Source organism: Amycolatopsis bullii, from assembly GCF_014654205.1.
GTDB classification, from domain to species: Bacteria; Actinomycetota; Actinomycetes; order Mycobacteriales; family Pseudonocardiaceae; genus Amycolatopsis; species Amycolatopsis plumensis.
The window spans coordinates 73259-94696 of sequence record NZ_BNAW01000012.1; the positions used below are offsets into that span (position 1 = coordinate 73259).

General features: G+C 72.6%; 19 protein-coding genes and 1 pseudogene. 7 read left to right on the top strand and 13 right to left on the bottom strand.

The genetic code is table 11. The annotated features are described in order from the left end of the window. Positions 1 to 66 precede the first annotated feature (66 nt). Positions 67 to 945: a trypsin-like serine peptidase gene (locus IE317_RS16610; protein WP_191310974.1), complete on the top strand. Its 879-nt coding sequence runs from the start codon at positions 67 to 69 to the stop codon at positions 943 to 945. A gap of 82 nt (positions 946 to 1027) precedes the next feature. Then, positions 1028 to 2410, top strand: coding sequence for an alpha/beta hydrolase (locus IE317_RS16615; RefSeq protein ID WP_191310976.1), 1383 nt, complete (start codon positions 1028 to 1030; stop codon positions 2408 to 2410). 13 nt (positions 2411 to 2423) lie between these two features. Here IE317_RS16615 and IE317_RS16620 read toward each other — a convergent pair whose 3' ends face one another. After that, positions 2424 to 3020 (bottom strand): hypothetical protein, encoded by a 597-nt coding sequence (locus tag IE317_RS16620; protein WP_191310978.1) that lies wholly within the window; start codon positions 3018 to 3020, stop codon positions 2424 to 2426. A gap of 24 nt (positions 3021 to 3044) precedes the next feature. On the opposite strand from IE317_RS16620, the gene IE317_RS16625 reads away from it, so the two are divergent. Continuing rightward, on the top strand, positions 3045 to 4436 hold the full coding sequence (locus tag IE317_RS16625) for a class II 3-deoxy-7-phosphoheptulonate synthase (RefSeq protein ID WP_191310980.1): 1392 nt from the start codon (positions 3045 to 3047) through the stop codon (positions 4434 to 4436). Positions 4437 to 4597: 161 nt separating this feature from the next. On the opposite strand, the gene IE317_RS16630 is transcribed toward IE317_RS16625, so the two are convergent. The 5 genes from IE317_RS16630 to pknB all read right to left on the bottom strand — a co-directional run bounded on the left by IE317_RS16630 (position 4598) and on the right by pknB (position 10710). Next, positions 4598 to 5893 carry a wax ester/triacylglycerol synthase family O-acyltransferase gene (locus IE317_RS16630; protein ID WP_191310982.1) on the bottom strand — a complete coding sequence of 432 codons (1296 nt, stop codon included), beginning with the start codon at positions 5891 to 5893 and terminating at the stop codon, positions 4598 to 4600. A 185-nt stretch (positions 5894 to 6078) separates the two neighbouring features. Continuing rightward, entirely contained in the window at positions 6079 to 6783 is a 705-nt protein-coding gene (locus IE317_RS16635) for a hypothetical protein (protein WP_191310984.1), read from the bottom strand. Positions 6784 to 6919: 136 nt separating this feature from the next. Then, a complete protein-coding gene (locus IE317_RS16640; RefSeq protein ID WP_191310986.1) occupies positions 6920 to 8425 on the bottom strand; it encodes an SPFH domain-containing protein in 1506 nt (501 codons plus the stop codon). A 57-nt stretch (positions 8426 to 8482) separates the two neighbouring features. Continuing rightward, complete coding sequence (locus tag IE317_RS16645; RefSeq protein WP_072480677.1) at positions 8483 to 8692, bottom strand: hypothetical protein; 210 nt, start codon at positions 8690 to 8692, stop codon at positions 8483 to 8485. After that, the gene (gene pknB, locus IE317_RS16650) at positions 8689 to 10710 is read right to left on the bottom strand and encodes a Stk1 family PASTA domain-containing Ser/Thr kinase (protein WP_191310988.1); all 2022 of its coding nucleotides are present in this window, start codon (positions 10708 to 10710) and stop codon (positions 8689 to 8691) included. The genes IE317_RS16645 and pknB overlap by 4 nt, the downstream gene beginning before the upstream one ends. Positions 10711 to 10813: 103 nt before the next feature. On the opposite strand from pknB, the gene IE317_RS16655 reads away from it, so the two are divergent. Beyond that, positions 10814 to 11182 (top strand): Rv2175c family DNA-binding protein, encoded by a 369-nt coding sequence (locus IE317_RS16655; RefSeq protein WP_191311134.1) that lies wholly within the window; start codon positions 10814 to 10816, stop codon positions 11180 to 11182. Between the two features lie 399 nt (positions 11183 to 11581). On the opposite strand, the pseudogene IE317_RS45460 reads toward IE317_RS16655, so the two are convergent. Continuing rightward, a pseudogene (locus tag IE317_RS45460) lies at positions 11582 to 12289 on the bottom strand (MFS transporter); the annotation flags it as partial. Between IE317_RS45460 and IE317_RS16665 the strand changes: the two are divergent. Beyond that, positions 12288 to 12809: a CGNR zinc finger domain-containing protein gene (locus IE317_RS16665; RefSeq protein ID WP_191311136.1), complete on the top strand. Its 522-nt coding sequence runs from the start codon at positions 12288 to 12290 to the stop codon at positions 12807 to 12809. The pseudogene IE317_RS45460 and the gene IE317_RS16665 overlap by 2 nt on opposite strands. A 4-nt stretch (positions 12810 to 12813) precedes the next feature. Here the strand turns inward: IE317_RS16665 and IE317_RS16670 are convergent, their stop codons facing one another. The 5 genes from IE317_RS16670 to merB all read right to left on the bottom strand — a co-directional run bounded on the left by IE317_RS16670 (position 12814) and on the right by merB (position 17829). Continuing rightward, positions 12814 to 13593 (bottom strand): LLM class F420-dependent oxidoreductase, encoded by a 780-nt coding sequence (locus IE317_RS16670; protein ID WP_191310990.1) that lies wholly within the window; start codon positions 13591 to 13593, stop codon positions 12814 to 12816. After that, positions 13590 to 14516, bottom strand: a complete 927-nt coding sequence (locus IE317_RS16675; RefSeq protein ID WP_191310992.1) for a phytoene/squalene synthase family protein — start codon at positions 14514 to 14516, stop codon at positions 13590 to 13592. Before IE317_RS16675 ends, IE317_RS16670 begins: the two co-directional genes overlap by 4 nt. Beyond that, the gene (gene crtI, locus IE317_RS16680; protein ID WP_191310994.1) at positions 14513 to 15985 is read right to left on the bottom strand and encodes a phytoene desaturase family protein; all 1473 of its coding nucleotides are present in this window, start codon (positions 15983 to 15985) and stop codon (positions 14513 to 14515) included. The genes IE317_RS16675 and crtI overlap by 4 nt, the downstream gene beginning before the upstream one ends. Position 15986: 1 nt before the next feature. Continuing rightward, complete coding sequence (locus tag IE317_RS16685) at positions 15987 to 17078, bottom strand: polyprenyl synthetase family protein (RefSeq protein ID WP_191310996.1); 1092 nt, start codon at positions 17076 to 17078, stop codon at positions 15987 to 15989. A gap of 61 nt (positions 17079 to 17139) precedes the next feature. Then, on the bottom strand, positions 17140 to 17829 hold the full coding sequence (gene merB / locus IE317_RS16690; RefSeq protein WP_191310998.1) for an organomercurial lyase: 690 nt from the start codon (positions 17827 to 17829) through the stop codon (positions 17140 to 17142). A 49-nt stretch (positions 17830 to 17878) separates the two neighbouring features. On the opposite strand from merB, the gene metF reads away from it, so the two are divergent. Both metF and IE317_RS16700 read left to right on the top strand, forming a co-directional pair. Further along, positions 17879 to 18763, top strand: coding sequence for a methylenetetrahydrofolate reductase [NAD(P)H] (metF, locus tag IE317_RS16695; RefSeq protein ID WP_191311000.1), 885 nt, complete (start codon positions 17879 to 17881; stop codon positions 18761 to 18763). Positions 18764 to 18870: 107 nt separating this feature from the next. Beyond that, a complete protein-coding gene (locus IE317_RS16700) occupies positions 18871 to 20553 on the top strand; it encodes a DUF885 domain-containing protein (protein ID WP_191311002.1) in 1683 nt (560 codons plus the stop codon). A gap of 44 nt (positions 20554 to 20597) precedes the next feature. Here IE317_RS16700 and IE317_RS16705 read toward each other — a convergent pair whose 3' ends face one another. After that, a complete protein-coding gene (locus tag IE317_RS16705) occupies positions 20598 to 21260 on the bottom strand; it encodes a M15 family metallopeptidase (protein ID WP_191311004.1) in 663 nt (220 codons plus the stop codon). Between the last annotated feature and the right edge of the window lie 178 nt (positions 21261 to 21438).

Genomic DNA, 21438 nt, shown 5'->3' on the forward strand with positions numbered 1-21438 from the left:
GGCCAACTACTTTCGAGTGGTTGTGTCGCCTTTGCGACGATTCACTTCTGCGGAAGGTGGGGCGTCTTGAAGCACACGAAAACCGCGGTGATCACCGCCATCCTCTCTCTCGCGTTCGCCCTGGTCGGCACCCCCGCTCAGGCCGCGAAACCCTTCTGGACGCCCGATGCGATGCGGGCGGCCGTTCCGATGGACTCCCTCGTCAAAGCCCCGGCCGCAACGCCGGCTGACGTCGCCAGAGGGCAGAGCGCGATCATCCAGAGCATCCCGAACGGTGGTGGGCCCTGGACCGGCGGCGGCAAGGTCACCCAGACCGCCGGGCGCGTGTTCTTCCTCTTCAACGGCCAGAAAGCGTCCTGCTCCGGGGACGCCGTCACCAGCACCAACGGCAGCGTCGTCGTCACCGCCGGGCACTGCGTGAAGTACCAGGGCAGCTGGCACACCCAGTGGGTCTTCGTACCCGGCTACGACAACGGCAACGCCCCCTACGGCCAGTGGTCCGCCAAGACCACCCTCACCACACCCCAGTGGGAAGCCAGCGAGGACATCAACTACGACGTCGGCATGGCCGTCGTGAACCCGCTCAACGGGCAGCGGCTCACCGACGTCGTCGGCGCTCAGGGCATCGCCTTCAACCAGCCGAAGAACCAGAACATGTACACCTTCGGCTACCCGGCCGCGGCGCCCTACGACGGCACGAAGCTGATCTACTGCAGCGGCAGCACCTTCACCGACTTCCTGCTGACCAAGGACCACGGCATGAGCTGCAACATGACCGGTGGCTCCAGCGGCGGTCCGTGGTTCCTGTCGTTCAACGAGAGCACCGGCACCGGCGTGCAGGCCTCGGTGAACAGCTTCGGCTACAACTTCCTGCCCGGCTACATGTTCGGGCCGTACTTCGGCACCGACGCGCAGAACCTGTACAACCGCGCGCAAGCCGCGTGAGGCGCCGTCAGCCCAGGGGCGGAGCGGGAGTTCCGGTCCCTGGGCTGACGTCCACGCGCCCGCGGCCGAGCAGGCTCGGGGCATGCGGAAAACCCTGATCGCACTGATCTTCCTGCCCCTGCTCGCCGCGCCACCGGCGGAGGCGGCTCCGAGACTGCAGTGGACGTCCCCCTGCCCGGACTACGGCATGACGCCGTCCCCGACGGCCGGGCTCGAGTGCGCGACCCTGCGCGTGCCGCTCGACTACGCGCACCCCGGCCGCACCATCGAGCTCACGCTCTCCCGCCACGCCGCCCTCCCCGGCAGGAAACGAGGCGTGCTGCTGATGAACCCCGGCGGGCCGGGCAGCCCCGGGCTCGCCATGCCCGCCCAGCTGCTGCAGCGCGCGGGCGGCTCCGGCCTGCCGGACGCTTACGACGTCATCGGGTTCGACCCGCGCGGCACCACCTACAGCACGCCGGTGACGTGCGGCATGACGACGGCGGAGGAGCGCGGCGCGGTCCTCGGCCCGTACGCGGACGGGCCGCGGGACGTCGCCGCCACCGCGGCGAAAGCGCGTGCCGTCGCGGAAAAATGCGGGAATGCGTCCACAAAGGACTTGCTGCCGCACATGACGACGGCGAACACCGCCCGTGACCTCGACCGGATCCGGGAAGCGCTGGGGGAGAAGAAGATCTCCTACTACGGCGTCTCCTACGGCAGCTACCTCGGCGCCGCCTACGCGTCGATGTTCCCCGGCCGCACCGACCGGGTCGTGCTCGACAGCGTCCTCGGCCCGCGGGGCCTCGACGTCCGCGCCAACCAGCGCTTCGCCGAGGGCTTCGACGACCGCTTCCCGGACTTCGCCGCGTGGGCGGCCCAGCGCGACGACGTCTACCACCTGGGGCGGACCCCGGCCGCGGTGACGGCGAAGTTCTTCGAGCTCGCCGCCGTCCGCGGACCCGAATTCCGGACGAACACGTGGAACGGCCTCTACGACGACGCTTCCTTCCCGGCGGTGGCCCGGGAATGGGCGGGCACCGCGCGCGCCGCGGCCGGGCCCCTCGACGGCGACAACCACGCCGCGCTGCAGCTGCAGGTGATCTGCAACGACGCCGACTGGCCCGAGCAGATCGGCTACTACCAGCACGCCGTCGAGCGCGAACGGGCGCGGCACCCGATGTTCGGCCCGGCCGCGGCGAACGTGAACCCGTGCGCGTTCTGGCCGGTCGAACGCACCGAACCGCCGGTGCGCGTCGGCGGCCCCGGCCCGGCGAACGTCCTGCTGGTGCAGAACCTGCGCGACCCGGCGACCCCGCTGTCCGGCGCGCGGGAGACGCGGGCGGCCTTCGGGGACCGTGCGCGAATGGTGACCGTCGACGTCGGCGGGCACGGGGTGTTCACCCGGGAAAACGCCTGCGGAAACGGAGTGGTGCTGCGCTATCTGCGGGACGGGGTCTTCCCCGCGGCGGACGGTTCCTGCTGATTCCCGCCCGGGGTCAGGTCAAGGCGGTGAGCAGCGCCCAGTAGCCGCCCCCGCCGACGACGACCCCCATCAGCAGGCCGGCCAGCACCTCCGGGGTGGTGTGGTCGCGCAGCGCCACGCGCGACCACGCCACCCAGGCCGTCGGCAGGACGAGCAAGAGCGCCCACGGGCCGTACGTCAGCGTCAGCACGACCACGGCGGCCGAGGCGACCGCGGCGTGCAGGGAGATCTTGAACTTCGCGCCGAAGGTGATCGCCACCGCGACCACCAGGCTCGCCAGCATCGACCCGGCCAGCGCGACCAACTGCGCAGGCGAGCCGCCGGCGAGCAGCACGGCGAAACCGAGACCGAGCGACGCCCCGGCGACCAGCAGCGGGACCCGGCGGCCGGCCCGGTTCGTCACGTGATGGCCGTCCCACTTGCCGCGTCTCGCGCCGCGGACGATCACCGCCATCGGGATCAGCGAACCGGTGACGGAGATGAGCAGGCCCCAGGTCAGCGCCGGGAGCGGCCGGTGCCCGGTGGCGGCCCAGGCCACGGCGAGCGGCAGCGTCAGGACCCACACCCAAGGGGCCAGGACCTCGGTGGCCAGCCGGGAGAAGCGGAGCACGGCGCGAACCTTATCCTGGACCGCGTGAACTGGACTGTGGACGTCCCCGTCGACACACTGCCCGAGCTCCCGCCGCTGCCGCCCGAACTGCGGGAGCGGCTCGACCAGGCGCTGGCCCTCCCGGCCGCTCAGCAGCCGGAGTGGCCCGACCCCGAGGCCACCCGCCGGGTCCGCGGCGTGCTGGAGAGCGTGCCGCCGATCACCGTCCCGGCCGAGATCGACCGGCTGAAGAGCCACCTGGCCATGGTCGCCCGCGGCGAGGCCTTCCTCCTGCAGGGCGGCGACTGCGCGGAGACGTTCGAGTCCAACACCGAGCCGCACATCCGCGCCAACCTGCGCACGCTGCTGCAGATGGCCGTCGTGCTCACCTACGGCGCGAGCCTGCCGGTGGTCAAGGTCGGCCGCATCGCCGGCCAGTACGCGAAGCCGCGCTCGGCCGCGACGGACGCACTGGGCCTGCCGGTGTACCGCGGCGACATCATCAACTCCCTGGTCGCCAAGCCCGAGCTGCGCGTGCCGGACCCCGGCCGGATGATCCGCGCCTACGCCAACGCGGGCGCCGCGATGAACCTGGTCCGCGCGCTCACCGCCGCCGGCATGGCCGACCTGCACCAGGTGCACGACTGGAACAAGGACTTCGTGTCGGCGTCGCCGGCCGCGCAGCGCTTCGAGTCGCTGGCAAACGAGATCGACCGCGGCCTGCGGTTCATGTCGGCGTGCGGCGTCACCGACACGTCGCTGCAGTCGACGGAGATCTTCGCCAGCCACGAGGCGCTGCTGCTCGACTACGAGCGGGCGATGCTGCGCATGGACAACGCGGACGCGGCCAACCCGAAGCTCTACAACCTCTCGTCGCACTTCCTGTGGGTCGGCGAGCGGACCCGCCAGCTGGACGGCGCGCACATCGCGTTCGCCGAGCTGCTGGCCAACCCGATCGGGTTGAAGATCGGCCCGACGACCACGCCGGAGCAGGCGCTCGAGTACGTCGAGCGGCTCGACCCGCGCCACGAGCCGGGCCGGCTGACGCTGATCGCGCGGATGGGCAACGGCAAGGTCCGCGAGGTGCTGCCGGCGATCGTGGAGAAGGTCGAGGCGTCCGGGCACAAGGTCATCTGGCAGTGCGACCCGATGCACGGCAACACCCACGAGTCGTCGACCGGCTACAAGACCCGGCACTTCGACCGGATCGTCGACGAGGTCCAAGGCTTCTTCGAGGTGCACAACAAGCTGGGCACCTACCCGGGCGGCATCCACGTGGAGCTGACGGGCGAGGACGTCACCGAGTGCCTGGGCGGGGCACAGGAGATCTCGGACATCGACCTGTCGGGCCGCTACGAGACGGCCTGCGACCCGCGGCTGAACACGCAGCAGTCCCTGGAGCTGGCGTTCCTGGTCGCGGAGATGCTGCGCGGCTGAGCCCGGTACCAGGCCGGACGAGGCTGCCGAGGTGAGGCGCTGGGCCGCCCGGGCGTTGATCCGGGCGGCCGCAGGTCTTGAATGACTCATTCCTGTCTTCGGAGGTCATGAATGAGTCATTCATGACCTCGGCGCCGGCACCCCGGCCGCGGAACGGCCGCTCAGCAGGCGTCGAGCAGGCGGGCCGCCGACTTCAGGACCGCGTCTCGCAGCGAACCCACGTCCGGCACCGCCGCGCCGTTGGCCTGCAGTCCGATGTGGACCGAGTCCCGGTACGTGGCGACCGCGATGCCCACCGCGTGGCGCGGGGCCAGCGGCACGAACGGGTACACCTCCGCCAGCCTCGCGCCGTCGAGCGACAGGCGGGCCGGGGGCAGCGGGACCGTGGTGATCACCAGGTCGAACAGCATCGGCGCGGCCCGGCCCGCCGTGCGGGTGCCCAGGCGGTGCAGCAGCGGCGGGACCCGGTCGGCCAGCAGCGGCAGCGCGCCGGCGCCGCGGCTCGGGCCCGCCGCCTTGTTGCGGGTCATCGCCCGGCGGACCACCCGCAGCCGCTCGACCGGGTCGTCGTCGCCGACCGGCAGGTCGCACAGGTACCCCGAGAGCTTGTTGCCGCCGAGCTGCGCACCGGCCCGGCCGCGCACGCTCACCGGGATCAGCGCGCGCAGCGTGCGGCCGTCGGCCCGCTGCCCGCGGTTGACCAGCCACTCGCGCAGGGCCCCGGACAGCACCGCGAGCACGACGTCGTTGGTCGTGCCGCCGTGGGCGCGGCGCACCCGGCGCAGCTCGGACAGCGGCAGCCGGGCGAAGCCGAGGCGGCGCTCGGCCGACGGCGGTGCCGACACCGGCGACAGCGGCGGGCGGGCCGCCCGCACCAGCGACGACGCGATGCCGGCCTGGTCCCGGACCGTGCCGAGCGCGCCCTTCACCGTGTCCAAAGTGGAGCGCGGGGCGGGGATCGGCGCGGGCGCCCGGTCCGGCAGCTTGACGCCGTCGAGCAGCCCGGCCGCGACCGCGTACGCGCCGGCGCCGTCGGTCAGCGCGTGGTGCAGTTTCAGCAGCAGCGCGAAGTTCCCGTCCGGCAGCCCGGTGACCAGCGTGAGGTCCCACAGCGGCCGGGTCGTGTCGAGCGGCTCGGCGATCCACCGCGACGCGTACGCCGCGAGGGGGTCCGGTTCGTACAGCGAACTCAACACGACGTGGTGAACGTGGTCGGCCGCGACGAAACCGGGGTCGTCGCTCCAGCTGGCCGAGCCCGGCGGGAACAGTTCCGCGCGCGCCCGCTGGCGCAGCTTCGGCAGCCGGGCGGCCCGCTGGGCGAGCAACGCCGTCAACGCGGCCGGATCCACCGGGCCGCGGGCGGTGAAGGTGACCACCGCCCCCATGTGCATCGGGGTGGTTTCGCTTTCCAGGCACAGGAAAGCGACGTCGAGTGCGCTGAGCTGCGAGCCTGCCATGGGCGACCTTTCCGGGTTCGCGGGGGGCGCACGGCCACGTGCGTCGGAAGGGAAGGAACCCACTGCACCAGCCCGACGTGACGGCCGGGTGGTCGAAGTGTTTCCACGACGCTAACTACCCACCCCGTTCGTCCGTTCGAGACACCCCGGGCCGCGGTGCCCCGGCTCACAGATCGAAAACGGGCTCATTCCCCCGGAGCATGCCCGGGTTCTTCCACCCGGGCCACCGGCGTGCCCCAATCGGGGGTGAGCGCGACCTGCTTGCCGACGCGGCGCACCGGCAGGCCGTTCACCTGCCGTTTGCCGAGGCCCGGCCAGATCTCCGCGGCGTCCTTCGCCGCGGCGCGGATCGCGCCGCCGTCGAGTGTGGTGCGGGTCTCCGGGATCTCCCGGTCCGTCCACTGCACGACCAGCTTCAGCGGGCCGGCCGAGGGGAGCGGCCACAGGAAGATCTCGTGCTCGACGGCGAACCGCGTGCCGCCGACCGGCGTGGCCCGCAGCACCGGGGCCTCCGGTTCGGACGCGGACGGCACCGAGATCGTCTCGGAGCTCGCCCGGCTGCCGTCGGCGTAGAGCACGCCGATGAGCAGCCCGTTGTAGTCGGGCTTGCGCCGGTGGTCGATCAGGCCCTCGGCGGGGTCGTCGACCAGGCTGTCCCGGGAGTACACCGTGACGCGCAGGGTCAGCGCCTGCGGCCACACCTCGATGGCCCGCAGCGCGACCACCGTGCGTTCGGAGCGGCCCAGCGGCTGCGCCCACGGCAGCACGGCCGGGACGATGTATTCGCGCGGGGGATCGGTCCAGTGCCGCCCGTTGAACGCGTAAAGCTCCTGCTCCGGGACGGGGAACAGGGGACGCTCGCGCGGACCGCCGGTGAAGAAGCTGCTCATCGGGCGGCCCGCGACACGCTGTCCGGCACCATGCGCCCACGGTAGGACAACCGCCCGGGAATTTCCGCCCCCGATCGGGCGTACGGCCCTTGCTACCCGTGATCCGGGACACAAGGGCCGTACACAGCGTGACTCGCTAGTCGCTGAGCTTGAGCTCGCCGTTCTTCCGCGCGGCCTCGTCGAGCTCCTTCTCCGTCGGCTTGCCCATGGCGTCCATCAGCTGGCGGGCCAGGCCGAGGCCGGTCCCGCCGAGCGACAGCGCCTTGGCGAACATGTCGGACATGCCGTCGGCGCCGTTGAGCACGACCATGTGGTCGACGTTGCCGAACGCGCTCGCGCCCGCCTCGACGATCTCCGGCCAGCGCTCGGCCAGCTGCTGCGCGACGACGGCTTCCTGGTTCTCCGCCAGCGCCGCCGCCCGCGCCTTGATCGCGTCCGCCTCGGCCAGGCCCTTCGCACGGGCCGCCTCGGCTTCGGCGAGGCCGCGCGCCTTCGCGGCTTCCGCTTCCGCCAGGCCGCGGGCCTTGGCCGCGGCGGCCTCGGCCTCACCGGTCGCCCGGGTCGCGCCCGCCATCGCTTCGGCGCGGGCCTTGGTGGCCTGGGCCTCGGCCTCGGCGGCCGTCTTGACGCGGGTCGCGTCCGCCGCGGCCCGCAGCTCGGTCTCCTTCGCCTCGGCCTGTGCCTTGGCGATCGAGGCGTCACGGGCGGCGTCGGCCGTGGTCCGGGTGTCGTACGCCTTCGCGTCGGCCGGCTTGCGGACCTGCGACTGCAGCCGCTGCTCGGCCAGCGCGGCCTCCAGTTCGGCGGCGCGGGTCTCCTGGACGACGACCTCCTGGCGGGCGGTCGCCTCGGCCAGCGGGCCGGACTGCGACGCCTTCGCCCGCGCCTGGTCCACCTCGGCCTGGTAGCCGGCCTGCTGGATCTGGCTCTCGCGGACGGCGGCGGCCTTCTTCGCGGCCGAGACCTGCTCGACCTCGGCGGCCTCCTGGTCGCGCTGCGCTTCGGCGATGCGGGCGGACGCGGCGATCGCGGCGGCGTGCGGCTTGCCGAGGTTGAGGATGTAGCCGGACTCGTCGTCGATCTCCTGGATCTGCAGCGAGTCGACGATCAGCCCGAGCTTGATCATCTCGGTGGCCGAGGACTGGCGCACCTCGCCGGTGAGCGCGTCCCGGTTGTGGATCATCTCCTCGATGGTCAGGCCGCCGACGATCGAGCGCAGGTGCCCGGAGAAGAGCTCGTGGATCGTGTCGTTCATGCCCTTCTGCTGGTCCAGGAACCGGCGGGCGGCGTTGGCGATCGAGGCGTAGTCGTCCCCGACTTTGTAGATCACGACGGCCCGCACGGTGACCGGCAGCCCCTGCTTGGTGACGCAGGAGACCTGCAGGTTGACGCCGCGGGTGTCCAGCGACAGCCGCCGCGCGGTCTGGAACCCGGGGATGACGTTCACCCCGCGGCCGGTGATGATCTTGAAGCCCAGGCTGTCCGCGGTCTCCGCGCGGTCGACGCGGACCCCCAGCCCGGAGATGATCAGCGCCTCGTTCGGTTCGGCCACTTTGTACAGCAGCCGCAGGATGCCGAACACGACGATCAGCACGGCGATGACGCCACCGGCGGAAACCAGCAGGATTTCCACGAGGCTCATGGCACCGACCCCCTCGCTCTTTTCTGTTGTGCGTGTGTTGGTGCCCCTTCCACGCCGTCAGCGGCCCAGGGGTTGCCACCGTTCCACGTAAACCGTCCGCGGGGGTTCGAAGTCGACCACGAGCACCTGGGTGCCCGACGTGAACGTCTCCTCCGGGTCGGCCGGGTAGGCGTAGAACGCCTCCGTGCCGCCCCGGACGTTCAGGAGCACCTCACCGATGAGGCCGGGGCCGATCGTGCCCGTCACGCGGCCCCGGCTGCCGATCATCCCCCGAACCCCTTCAGCTTGACCTTGGAGTTCTTCGCCACGAACGTGCCCGGCTCCGGGTCCTGCTGGAAGACGAAGTCGAACCCGCCGCCGCCGCCGTTGCCGCGGCCGCGGCCGCCGTCGCGGTCGGCCTTCAGCCCGGCCTGCTCGAGGATCTTCTGGGCGTCCTCGAACGAGCGGAACCGGACGTCCGGCACCTGGACGGCGTTGTTGACGAACACGCCGATCCGCTTGGCCTTCGCCGCCGCGCCGGCCGGCGGGTCGGTCCGGGTGACGGCACCGGCCGGGACGTTCTGCTTGAACTCCTCGCCCGCCTGGAACGGCTCGAACCCGGCCGCTTGCAGCTGCTTGAACGCGTCGTCCTTGGACTGGCCGGTCACGTCCGGGACCGGCGGCAGCGGGATCGGGCCCTTCGACACGGTGATCGTCACCTGGCCGCCGATGGTGAGCTGGCTGCCCGCCGCCGGCGTCGTGCGGATGACCGCGCCCTGCGGAACGTCGGCGTCGAAGTCGTCGGTGCCGCGGACCGGCGTCAGCTGGGAGGCCTTGATCGCCTTCTCGGCGTCGGCCAGCGCGGTGCCCGGCCGGATGTCCGGCACCGCCGGGCGCCCCTTCGACAGCACCACCGACACGGTCGCGTTCGGCGAGAGCGTCGTGCCCTCCGGCGGGTCGGCGCGCAGGACGGTGTTCGACGGCGCGGTGTTGTCGTACTCCTGGGTGAACTGCGGGTTCAGCTTCACCGCCCGGAGCGCGTCCCCGGCCGCGGCCTGGTTCAGCCCGACCAGCTTCGGCACCCGCGCGGTCTTGTCGCCGCCGGTGTCGGTGAGGATGAAGGCGAACGCCCCGATCAGCCCGCCGAGCAGCAGCACCGCGGCGGCGATCACGAGGATCCGCTTGCGGTTGTCCGGCGGCGGCTTCTCCGGCTCGGGCCGGCTCCGGCGCCGCGGCGGCGGCGCCACCGGCGGCACCTGCGTGGTCGCCGGCCCGGCGGCGTGGCTCAGCGCCCGCGTCACGTTCGGACGGTGCACCGGCATCGTCTTCTCGGTGTCCGGCACCTGCGGGATCCGCGGGAGCGTGCGCTCGGTGTCGGCGAGGTCGCCCTGGCCGTGGGACACCGGGATCGGCACGGTCACCGGCAGCAGCCCCAGCTGGGCGCGCACCGCGGTCAGCTCGGTGAGGAACTCCCCGGCGTCGGCCGGGCGCCGCTGCGGGTCCCGCCGCGTCGCGCGCACGACCAGGTCGTCGAGCGCGGGCGGCAGGTCCGGGCGCAGCTCGCTCGGCCGGGGGACGTCGTCGTTCACGTGCCGGTAGGCCACCGAGATCGCCGTGTCCCCGGTGTAGGGCACCCGGCCGGTCAGCATCTCGTACAACAGGATCCCGGCCGAGTAGACGTCGCCGCGTGCCGACGCCGCGCCGGTGGCGACCTGCTCGGGGGAGAGGTAGGCGACCGTGCCGAGGATGACGCTCGAGGAGGTCGTGCCCGCGCTCGCCACGGCCCGCACCAGGCCGAAGTCCGCCACCTTCACCGCCCCGCCGGTGTGCTGCCCGACCCGGCCGATCAGCACGTTCTCCGGCTTCACGTCCCGGTGCACCAGCCCGGAGGCGTGCGCGGCGGCCAGCGCCGAGAGCACCGGCTCGGCCACGCTCAGCGCCACCGCGACGTCCAGCGGGCCCTCGTCGTCCAGCAGGTCGCGCAGCGTCCCGCCGTCGACCAGCTCCATCACCAGGAAGGCCAGGCCCGACTCCGCACCCGGTGGCAGGTCGAAACCCTGGTCGTGCACCGCCACGACGTGCGGGTGGTGCAGCTGCGCCGCGGACTGCGCCTCCCGCACGAACCGGTCCACGAACGACCGGTCGTCGGCGAAGCGCGGATCCATGATCTTGATCGCGACCGGACGGTCCAGCCGGGTGTCCGTCCCCCGATAGACGGAAGACATTCCGCCGTGGGCGAGCAGCCGGTCCACCCGGTAGCGGCGCTCCAAAAGCGTGCCGACCAGGCTGGGTTGGGTGCGTGTCACGAGTATGGATCGTACGGAATCGGCCACGCCTCGTGGAGGAGACCTCGCGGGTCACCCATGCGCACTAGCGGGTGAGGGGACGAAATGTGGCACAGTGTCACCTGTGAGTGGGATTCCTGTCGCCGAAGACATCCTCGACACCGCCATCGCGGTCCTCCCGTTGCCGGAGGTGGCGACCGTCCTCGGGACTTCGACCAACAAGGTCCGGCAGATGCTGCGTGACGGGCAGCTGATCGCGCTCAAGCGCGGCGGTGAACTGTGCGTGCCCAGCGACTTCTTCGTGAAGGACGGCGTCGTCAAGGGCCTGGCCGGCACGATCACCGTGCTCGCCGACTCCGGCTTCTCCCGGACCGAGATGCTGCGGTGGCTGTTCACCGCCGACGACACCCTGCCCGGGAGCACGCCGATCAACGCCCTGCGGACCAGCCACGGCACCGAGGTCAAGCGGCGCGCCCAGGCGATGGCGTTCTGACCTGCTGAAAAAGGCTGCGATCAGCTGAACGCCCGCCGCGGTGAGCAGGCAGGCGGGGAGTGACCACGCGGCCAGCGGTCCGGCCAGTGCCGCGCCCGCCGCCAGCCCGGTGATCTTCACGCTCGCCGCCGTCGTGAACACCTGCGCCCGGACGTGCTCCGGCGCTTCGCGGTGGCGGATCACGAACAACGCTGTGAGCTGCGGACCTTCGGCGAAACCGGCCAGCACGGCGGCCACGATGACACCGTGCCCACCGGCGGCGAGCAGGCAGCTCGCCGCCAGCAGGAGGGTGCTCAGCCGGACGATCCGGTCGGGTGCCCACGGCAGTGGTTTCTTCGCGAGGACCGCGTTGGCCAGCAGGGAGGCCACGGCCAGGACGGCCAGCAGCAGCGCGCCGTCCGCCGGGCCGCGCAGGTGCGCCGCGCCCAGCAGTGGGTAACAGACGGTGACCATGCCGACGCCGGCGCAGGAGATCGTCGACGCGGCGGTCGCCCGCCGGAGCGGCACGTTGCGCACGAGGACCCGGAAGCCGTCCTTGAGGCGGGCCTTCTTCGGTGTCCGCTTCGGCAGGGCCCACGCCACCGGGATCGCCGCGGCGACCAGGCCGGCCGCGACGACCAGCCCGGCGGAACCGCCGAGCAGCCCGGCGAGACCGGGGCCGGCGAGCGCGGCGGCGGTGAACGTCATGGCGTCGAAGCGGCTGGCTTTCGGCAACCGCTCCGGTCCGGCGACCGAGGGGAGCTGCGCGGTCCAGCCGCCGGCGATGGCGGGGTTGAGCAGGCCCGTCACGACCGCCACCGCGACGACGGCTTCGAGCGGCAGCCGCCCGAAGAGCGCGCTGACCAGCGCAATCCCGCTTGCGTAGCCGCCGAGGGCGACGGCCAGCAGCCGTCCCGGGGTGGCGCTGCGGTCCAGCAGGGCGCCGAACACCGGCCCGCCCGCGGCGGCGGCCGCGGTCAGCCCGGCGAGCAAGGCGGCGCCGGCGTGCGGGCCCGCGGTCATCCCGAGCAGCAGCAGCGCGGGGCCGGACAGCTCGTCGCCGGTCCGGGCGAGCGTGGCGCCGGCCAGGTAACGCCTTATCATGGGCGAGACGTTACAGTGGGGCATGGCTTTTCCGCACCGGGATTCCGTGCAGCGCGCGGTGGACCTGCTCGTCGTGTTGCTGGCGCCGTCCCCCGACCCGGCCGCCGTGGCGCAGGTGTTGCGCGACCACGGCGAACCGGAGGTGGCGCTGACCCAGGAGGAGGTCGCGGAACTGCGCGCGGCGGCGCTGGAACTGCGTGAAGTCTTCGCGGCGCCCGACGTCGCTTCGGCGGCTTCGGTGCTCAACGCGTTGTTCGCGGCGTACGCGGGCCCACCGCGCCTGACCGACCACGAAGAGGGTTACGGCTGGCACCTGCACGCGGACGCGGCCGACGACGGGCCCTGGGGTGCGTGGCTGGTGACGTCGTCGGCGCTGGGGCTGGCTTCGCTGCTGGCGGAGCGCCAGGACGTGCCGGGCGGGCTGTGCGCGTCACCGTCGTGCGGGAAGCCGTTCGCCCACACGGGGGGCGGCAGCCCGCGGAAGTTCTGCTCGCCCCGGTGCGCGACACGCGAACGCGTCGCCGCGCACCGGGCGCGCGGGTGAAGCGTCAGCCCTGGGTCTTGTCGCGCCAGGCGATCCACGACTTGAGGGCGTCGAGGTCGTAGTCCGGGCCGCCCACGCCGACGGTGAACGTCGTGACGCCCAGCTCCAGGAGCTTAGGGCCCAGCTCGTCCGGCTCGCCCTGGACACCGCACGACCGCTCGATCTCGCCCGGGTCGCGGCCGACGTCCGCGCAGTGCTGGTCGAGGATCTTGACCTTGCGGCCGACGACCTCCGGGTCGCCGAAGCCGTGCCAGATGTCGCCGTGCTTGGCGACCAGCTTGAGCGTCTTCTTCTCGCCGCCGCCGCCGATCAGGACCGGGATCTTGCGGGTCGGGGCCGGGTTCAGCTTGCTCAGGCGCGATTCGATGCGCGGGAGGGACTCCGCGAGGTCGTCGAGGCGGCCGCCCGCGGTGCCGAACTCGTAGCCGTACTCGTCGTAGTCCTTCTCGAACCAGCCCGAGCCGATGCCGAGGATGAGCCGCCCGCCGGAGATGTGGTCGACCGTGCGGGCCATGTCGGCCAGCAGCTCGGGGTTGCGGTAGCTGTTGCAGGTGACGAGCGCGCCGATCTCCACCCGGGACGTCGACTCCGCCCACGCGCCGAGCATCGTCCAGCACTCGAAGTGCATGCCTTCGGGATCGCCGTAGAGCGGGTAGAAGTGGTCCCAGTTGAAAATGATGTCGGCGCCGAGGTCTTCGGCGGCCGACGCGGTGCGCCGGATGCTGTCGTAGTCGGCGTGCTGCGGCTGGAGCTGCAGGCCGATCCGGATGCGTCGTTCGGTCATGATCGCAGCCTACGACCGCCCCGGAACGTCTCGCGCGCCCAGACCGCGGCCAAGGGTGGTAGTGCCACCACCAGCCTGCGCCGCTTGGGCACCACCGCCCGCCGCGTCAGGATGTCGTAGTCCAGCGCGACGATCTCGTCGAGGATGCCCTCGTACAACGTCAACGCCGTCCGCACGCACGGCCGCGATTCGGGACGCAGCAACGCCACGCCCGCTTCGGCCCGCCGGTACACCGCCCGCGTCCGCGCGACGAAGTACGCCAGTGCCGCCCGGATCCGGGGATCCGGCCGCCGTCGCTCCAGCAGCTCGCGCGAGACGCCGAAGGCGGCCAGTTCCGAAGCCGGCAGGTAGAGGCGGCCACGGTCGAGGTCCTCGCCGACGTCGCGCAGGAAGTTCGTCAGCTGGAACGCCTCGCCCAGCGCGATCGCGCCCGGCTCGGCGTCGGCCAGGGGACCGACCGTGCCGAACACCGGCAGCATCTGCAGCCCGATCACCGCGGCCGAGCCGTACACGTATTCGCCCAGTTCGGCGAACGTCCGGTACTCGACCGGCGCGAGGTCCATCCGCATCGACTTCAGGAACGCGTCGAACAAGTCCCGCGAGAGACCGTAGCGCCGCACGGTGTCGGCCAAGGCGACGAGCACCGGCTCGGCCGGGTCGCCACCGGAGAAGACGACGTCGACCATCTCGCCGACCCGGTCCAAGGACTCGGCCGGGTCGGTGCCCGGGGCCGGGTTGTCGACCAGTTCGTCCGCCATCCGCGCGAAGCCGTACAGCGTGTGCGCGGCGGGCCGGGCCCGGGCCGGCAGCAGCCGCGTCGCGAGGAAGAACGTGCGGCCGTAGTGGGCGTTGATGCGGCGGCATTCGGTGTACGCCGCCCGCAGGTCCGGCGGAAGGATGCCCGCCGCGTCGAGTTCGTTCACCGGCCGGTGATCCGCTCCGCCGCCAGCCGTCCGGAGATCAGCACCGGCGGAATCCCGACGCCGGGCGTGGTGCCGCAGCCGGCCAGCACGACGTTGCCCGCCGCGCGGACCAGGTTCGCCGGCCGGAACGGGCCGGTCTGGGTGAACGTGTGCGCGAGCGAGAACGGCGTTCCGGCGGTGAGCCCGCGCGCCGCCCAGTCGGCGGGCGTGATCGTCTCGTCGACGGTGAACTCCCCGCCGAAACCGGTGAGCCCGCGCGCCTCCAGCGTGCGGAACAGCTCTTCGCGGTACGGCCCGCGGACGCGGTCCCAGTCGATCGGGCCGCGGCGCAGGTTCGGCGCGGGCGCGAGCACCGAGACGATCTCGCCGCCGCGCCCGGCCAGCCCCGGGTCGGTCGCCGTCGGCCGGGTGACCAGCAGCGACGGGTCGCTCATCAGCTTGCCCTCGCGGATGATCTCGGCGAACGTCCGTTCCCAGGCGCCGCCGAAGAAGATCGTGTGGTGCCCGAGGTCCCACTTCTCCGTGGTCCGCCCGTGCAGGACCACCGCCGACGGCGAGTAGCGCAGCGGCAGCGGACGGCGGGGCCGCGCGCCGAGCAGCCGGTAGGCCGTGCCGAGCTCGGTGGCGAGCACGACGGCGTCGCAGGCGATCCGCTCGCCCGAGCGCGTCCGGACCGCGCGCACCCGCGAGTGCACCCGTTCGAGCCACGCCGCTTCGGTGCCGAACCGCACGTCCGCGCCCGCCCGCGCGGCGGCCCCGGTCATCGCCCGGCCGATCTCGCCCATCCCGCCTTCGGGGTAGTAGACGCCGCCGACGGTGTCCATGTAGGCGATGACGCCGTACGCGCCGATCGCGCGGGCCGGGTCGAGGCCCGCGTACAGGGCTTGGAAGGTGAACAGCCGCCGGACGCGCTCGTCGAGCAGGTAGCGCTCGACGCGCGGGCCGAGCCGCCCGAAGCCGCCCAGCGCGGCGAGGCGGGCCAGCTCGGGGCGGGCCAGGTCGAGCGGCGAATCGAAGTTCGCCGCCAGGAAGTGGTCCTTCTGCACGGTGTACAGCTCGGTCAGCCAGCGCCGCAGCGCCCGGTAGCCCGCCGCTTCGCGGGCGCCGGCGAAGGCGCGGATTTCGGCCTCCATCGCGTCGCCGTCGGTGTGCAGCGAGAGGGCGCTGCCGTCGGCGAACCGCGCCCGGTATGCGGGGTCGAGCCGGGTCAGGCGCAGATTCTTGGCTAGGGGCTCGCCGACCGCGGCGAACGCCTCTTCCAGCAGCTCCGGCATGGTGAGCACGCTCGCGCCGGTGTCCACGGCGTTGCCGTCGAAGCTCTGCTGCCCGGTGCGGCCGCCCGGGACGTCCGCCTGCTCCAGCAGCGTGACCCGCCGTCCGGCGCCGAGCAGGTGCAGGGTCGTCGAAAGGCCGGCCAAACCGGCGCCGATGACGACGACGTGGTCGGCGGGACCGTCGATCGTGCGCACGTCAGTACTTCCGCTGGGTGGCCTTGACGACGAGCCCGGTCAGCGCCGCGGGCGCCGGCTCGGCCAGGTGCGCGCGGTCCAGCGCGGCCATCGCCGCCGTCGTCAGCTCGTCGATCCGGCGCTCGACCGCGTCGACCGCGCCGACCTGCTGCAACGCCATCCGGACGGTCTCCACGCCCTCGTCGGAGAGGTCCGCGTCGCCGATCGCGTCCGCGATGACCGTGGCCGCGGCCGTCTGGCCCTTCTCCGCGGCGAGCTGCAGGCCGAGGGCGACGAGCAGGGTGCGCTTGCCCTCGCGCAGGTCGTCGCCGGCGGGCTTGCCGGTGACCGACGGGTCGCCGAACACGCCGAGCAGGTCGTCCCGCAGCTGGAACGCGACGCCGACCTCGCCGCCGAACTCCAGCAGCGTGGCGATGAGCTCCGGGGAGGCGCCGCCGAGCGCGGCGCCCAGGTGCAGCGGCCGCTGCACGGTGTAGGCGGCGGTCTTGAGCCGGTCGATCTTGAGCGCGGCCTCGACGGAGGCGTCCCCGGTGGCCTGCGTGCGGACGTCGAGGTACTGCCCGGCGAGGACCTCGGTGCGCATCGCGCGCCAGGCCGGGCGGGCCGCGGCGAGGGTCTCGGCGGGCAGCGGCGCGTCGGCGAACATGTCGTCCGCCCAGGCCAGTGCCAGGTCGCCGACCAGCACGGCGGTGGCCAGGCCGAACGTCGCGGGGGAGCCGAGCCAGCCGCGGTCGGCGTGCAGCTTCGCGCCCGCGATGTGCACGGTCGGGTTGCCGCGGCGGGAGTCGGAGGAGTCGATGAGATCGTCGTGGATCAGCGCGCACGCCTGGATCAGTTCGAGGCTGGACACCGCCTGCAGCACGCCCTCGGCGTCCGGGCCGTCCGGGTCGCCGCCCGCGCCGCGCCAGCCCCACCAGGCGAACGTCGGGCGCAAGCGTTTGCCGCCGCCCAGCACGAACCCGCGCAGCGCGTCGATCCCGGCGGCCACGGTGGGCTCGGTGCCGAGGATTTCCGTGCTCGCCCGACCGAGGAACCCGGCCAGCGCGCGCTCGACGTGGGCGGGCAGGTCACGGTCGGCGGCGGGCGCGTTCATACCCGTAATACTCGCGGAACGCGCGGGGGCGCGGCCCTCCGGGGCACCCCGATGTGGCGAATCAGACTCCGGCCGTGGCGGCCCAGAACGGCCCCGTGAGACCCGCTTCGGCGAAGTAGGCGACGGCGTCCTGCGGCTCCCGCCGCCGGTAGCCACGCTCCAGCCGTCCCGCGTACCAGCCGCGGGCGAGCCGCCAGAGGGTGACCAGGTCGAGCACGGAACCCCGGGACTGCCCGGTGTGCGCCAGCCAGGCGTCCACACAGGACTCGCAGCAGAAGAGGCGCTGGTTCGCGCAGGTGCGCAGCACGTCGTCCCACATCCGCGCGGCGGGCACCGGGAAGTGCGCCACCTGCCTGCCCTCGGGCGGCCCGGACCGGTTCACGACCAGCGCGTGCGGCTGCCCGCAGCCGGGGCAGCGGGTCGCGACGAGCACCTCCGGCTCGGCGTCGACCAGGTGGGGGATGGCGAACGAGTCCCACGCGCAGCCGCCCCACCACAGCGTGTGCGCGCCCATCACGGAGAACCCGAGCGACTTCGCGGCGAAGGGGTGGGCGAGGACGACGTGCTCGCACTCGTCCAGCACCAGGTGGCGGGCGACGGCGAGGCGGTGCAGGGCCTGCTTCGCGACGGCCAGCGACCCGCCCGCGGCGGCGGCCAGCTCCGGCGCGCCCGGCGCGCGGCCGTGGCGGGCGAAGGCGCGGTAGACCGCGAGGCGCACGTCCTCGTCCCAGCTGGCGTCGTCTTCCCGCATCGCTCACTCCTGTATCGAGTCTAGAGCCGGGCCCCTTAACATTCGAGGTATGACGTCGGTGATCGAGCGGTTGCGAGGAGACGGGCCCAAGTTCTCCATCGAGTTCTTCCCACCCCGGGACACGGCGGACGAGGCCGTCCTCTGGAAGGCGATCCGGGAGCTCGAGCCGTACGACCCGGCCTACATGTCGATCACCTACGGCGCCGGCGGCTCCAGCCGCGACGGCACGGTCCGCAGCATCGCCCGGGTCGCGACCGAGACGACGCTGGTGCCGATGGCCCACCTGACCGCGGTCAACCACTCCGTCGCCGAGCTGCGGAACGTGATCGGCTGGTACGCCTCGGTCGGCGTCCGCAACATCCTCGCCCTGCGCGGCGACCCGCCCGGCGACGTCTACGGCGAGTGGATCCCGCACCCCGAGGGCCTCACCTACGCCGAAGAGCTGGTGCAGCTGGTCCGTGAGCTGGGCGACTTCTGCGTCGGCGTCTCGGCGTACACCTACGGCCACCCGCGCTCGTCCGACCTGGAAACGGACACGAAGTACCTGGTCCGCAAGCTGCGGGCGGGGGCCGACTTCGCGATCGCGCAGCTGTTCCACGACCCCGAGGACTTCCTGCGGCTGCGCGACCGGGTCGCCGCGACCGGCTGCGACGTCCCCGTGCTGCCCGGTGTGATGCCGTTGACGACCATGCGGACGCTCCAGACGACGATCAAGCTGTCCGGCGCTCCGGCCCCCCGCAAGCTCCTGGACCGGCTCGAACCGCTGGCCGACGACCCCAAGGCGTTCCGCGCGGCGGGCATCGACGTCACCACCGAGCTGTGCGAGAAGCTGATCGCCGAAGGCGTCCCCAACCTGCACTTCTACACGTTCAACCGCTCGAAGGCGACGCGCGAGGTGATCGCCCGGCTGGGGCTCGTCCCGGCCCGTGCTTAAGTGCTGTGACAACCGGGGCGTTCGCCCCGGGCCGGGGGCTCCGCCACCCGGACCCCCGTACTGAAGTCCGTACCACCGGATACTTGTGGCCCGGTAGCGTGCGGCGCATGGCTTCTACTGCTTCCGAAGGCGTGCACGAAATCTGTGACCGCTACGTCGACGACTACGTGGCCGCGGACCCGGTCGCGGCGACCGTCCACGGCGTCGCCGGCCACGACCACCGGCTGACCGACTACTCGGCGGACGGCTTCGCCGAGCGCGCCGGCCTGGCCGCGCGGGCGCACGCCGCCGTCTCCGCCGCCGAGCCCCGCGACGCCGCCGAGCGCGCCGCCAAGGCCGTGTTCACCGAGCGCATCGGCCTGGAGCTGGAGATCCACGAGGCCGGCCTGGACGTGGCGAGCCTCAACGTCATCTCCAGCCCGGTGCAGGAACTGCGGATGGTGTTCGACCTGATGCCCTTGGACACCGAGCAGGACTGGGCGGTCGTCTCGGCCCGGATCGCCGAGGTCCCGCAGGCGCTGGCGAACATCCGCAGCGGCCTGCTTTCGGCGGCCGACGCGGGGCACGTCTCGGCACTGCGTCAGGTCGCGAAGGTGGCGGAGCAGTGCGAAACGTGGGCGGGCCTGAAGGAGGAGGCGGGCTTCTTCACCGAACTCGTGGGCGGTGGGCCGTCGCCGTCGTTGAAGGCGGACCTCGAACACCGCGCGCGGGCCGCGGAGGAGGCGTTCGCGGAGTTCGCCGGCTTCCTGCGGGCCGAGCTGGCGCCGAAGGCCCCGGTCAAGGACGCCGTCGGCGAGGACGTCTACCGCCTGTGGTCGCGGTACTTCGTCGGCGCGGCGCTGGACCTGCGTGAGGCGTACGAGTGGGGCTGGGCGGAGTTCGCCCGCATCGAGGCCGAGATGCGCGCGGTGGCGAACCGGATCAAGCCGGGCGCGTCGGCCGCGGAGGCCGCGGCGGCCTTGGATGCGGACCCGCGGTACCGCGTCCGGGGGCGCGCGGAGTTCGAGGCTTGGATGCAGCGCTTGTCCGACGACGCCCTGAAGTCGTTGCGCGGCAAGCACTTCGAGATTTCCGACCGGGTGATGGCCCTGGAGTGCAAGATCGCCCCGCCGGGTGGCGGCGTGGGCGCGTACTACACGGGACCGAGCGAAGACTTCACGCGGCCGGGCCGCATGTGGTGGTCCCTGCCGGCGGGCCGCGACGAGTTCAGCACCTGGCGCGAGACGAGCACGGTGTACCACGAGGGAGCGCCGGGCCACCACCTCCAGATCGCGACGGCGGTGGACCAGTCGGGCGGGCTGAACAAGTACCAGCGGCTGCTGGCGTTCACCTCGGGCCACGCGGAGGGCTGGGCTCTGTACGCGGAGCGCCTGATGGAGGAACTGGGCTACCTGTCCGACGACGGCGACCTGCTCGGGATGCTGTCGGAGCAGCTGTTCCGCGCGGCCCGCGTGGTGGTCGACCTGGGCATGCACCTGGAACTTCTCATTCCGGCCGGAACGGGCTTCCACGAGGGCGAGCGGTGGACGCCGGACCTGGGCCTGGAGTTCATGCTGACCCGCACGATCACCGACCAGGCCCACATCCGCGACGAGATCGACCGCTACCTGGGCTGGCCGGGCCAGGCCCCGGCGTACAAGATCGGCGAGCGCCTGTGGCTGGCGGCCCGGTCTGAAGCCCAGGCCCGAGCCGGGGCGGGCTTCGACATCAAGCGGTTCCACACGGAGGCCCTGAAGATGGGCGGGATGGGGCTGGACACGCTGCGGGAGCAGCTGTCCCACCTGGACTGAGGTGTCGGTGCGGGGTAACCGGATCGGTTGCCCCGCACCGGGACTCAGCCGGCCGCGTCGTGTGAACGCGTCCCGTAGCGCGCCTCGGCCGCTCCGGTGATCAGCGCCCAGTAGCGGTCCCCGAAAGACCAGTGCCACCACTCCGTCGGATAGTTGACGAAACCCTCGGCCAGCAGCGCCTGCGCCAGGATCCGCCGATGGGTGCGTGCCTGCTCGCCGAGCCCGGCGGCGTCGGTGTAACAGGCGCCGCCGCTGTCCTCCGGAGTCGCGTTCACGGGGGTGCCCAGATCCAGTTCCCGGCCGTCCGCGTCGGCGAGGGTCAGATCAACTGCAGCTCCCGCGCTGTGCGGCGCGATCTCCGGTGGTGACACGAAGCGGCTCGCGGCCGACCGGATCCGTTCGCCCGGCCACCCGGGGTGTCCGGCCCGCAGCCTCGCCGCGTAGTCGTCGAAATAGCGACGCTGCAAGCGTGGCGGACGGTAACCCTCGATGATCAGGAACCGCAGGCCTCCCGGCAACCGCGCCTGGGCCTCGAGCAGCCGCTCCAGCAGGCTTTTCCGCAGGTGGTGGAAGGCGTCGGAGTCGGCCTGCTTCCGCGGGTCCACCAGGAACGAACTCTCCGTCCGGATGTCGATCAGCGGCTCGCCGCACTCGCGGACGGGAACGGCGGACACCCGGGGATCCGCCATCAAGATGATCTCGTTCATCCGGCGATCGTCGCACCGGAAACCCCATGGCGGTTCCCGCTGCGCCTCAAGTAGGTTCCCCTCGTGCGCCGAATCCTCTTCGTGACCCCACCGCCTCGCGCCTGAGCGGGGTGGTCCTCCGCCGCGTGGCCTTCGGGGCCCGCGGCTGATTCGTGGTGCGCACTCACCCCGCGTCGTC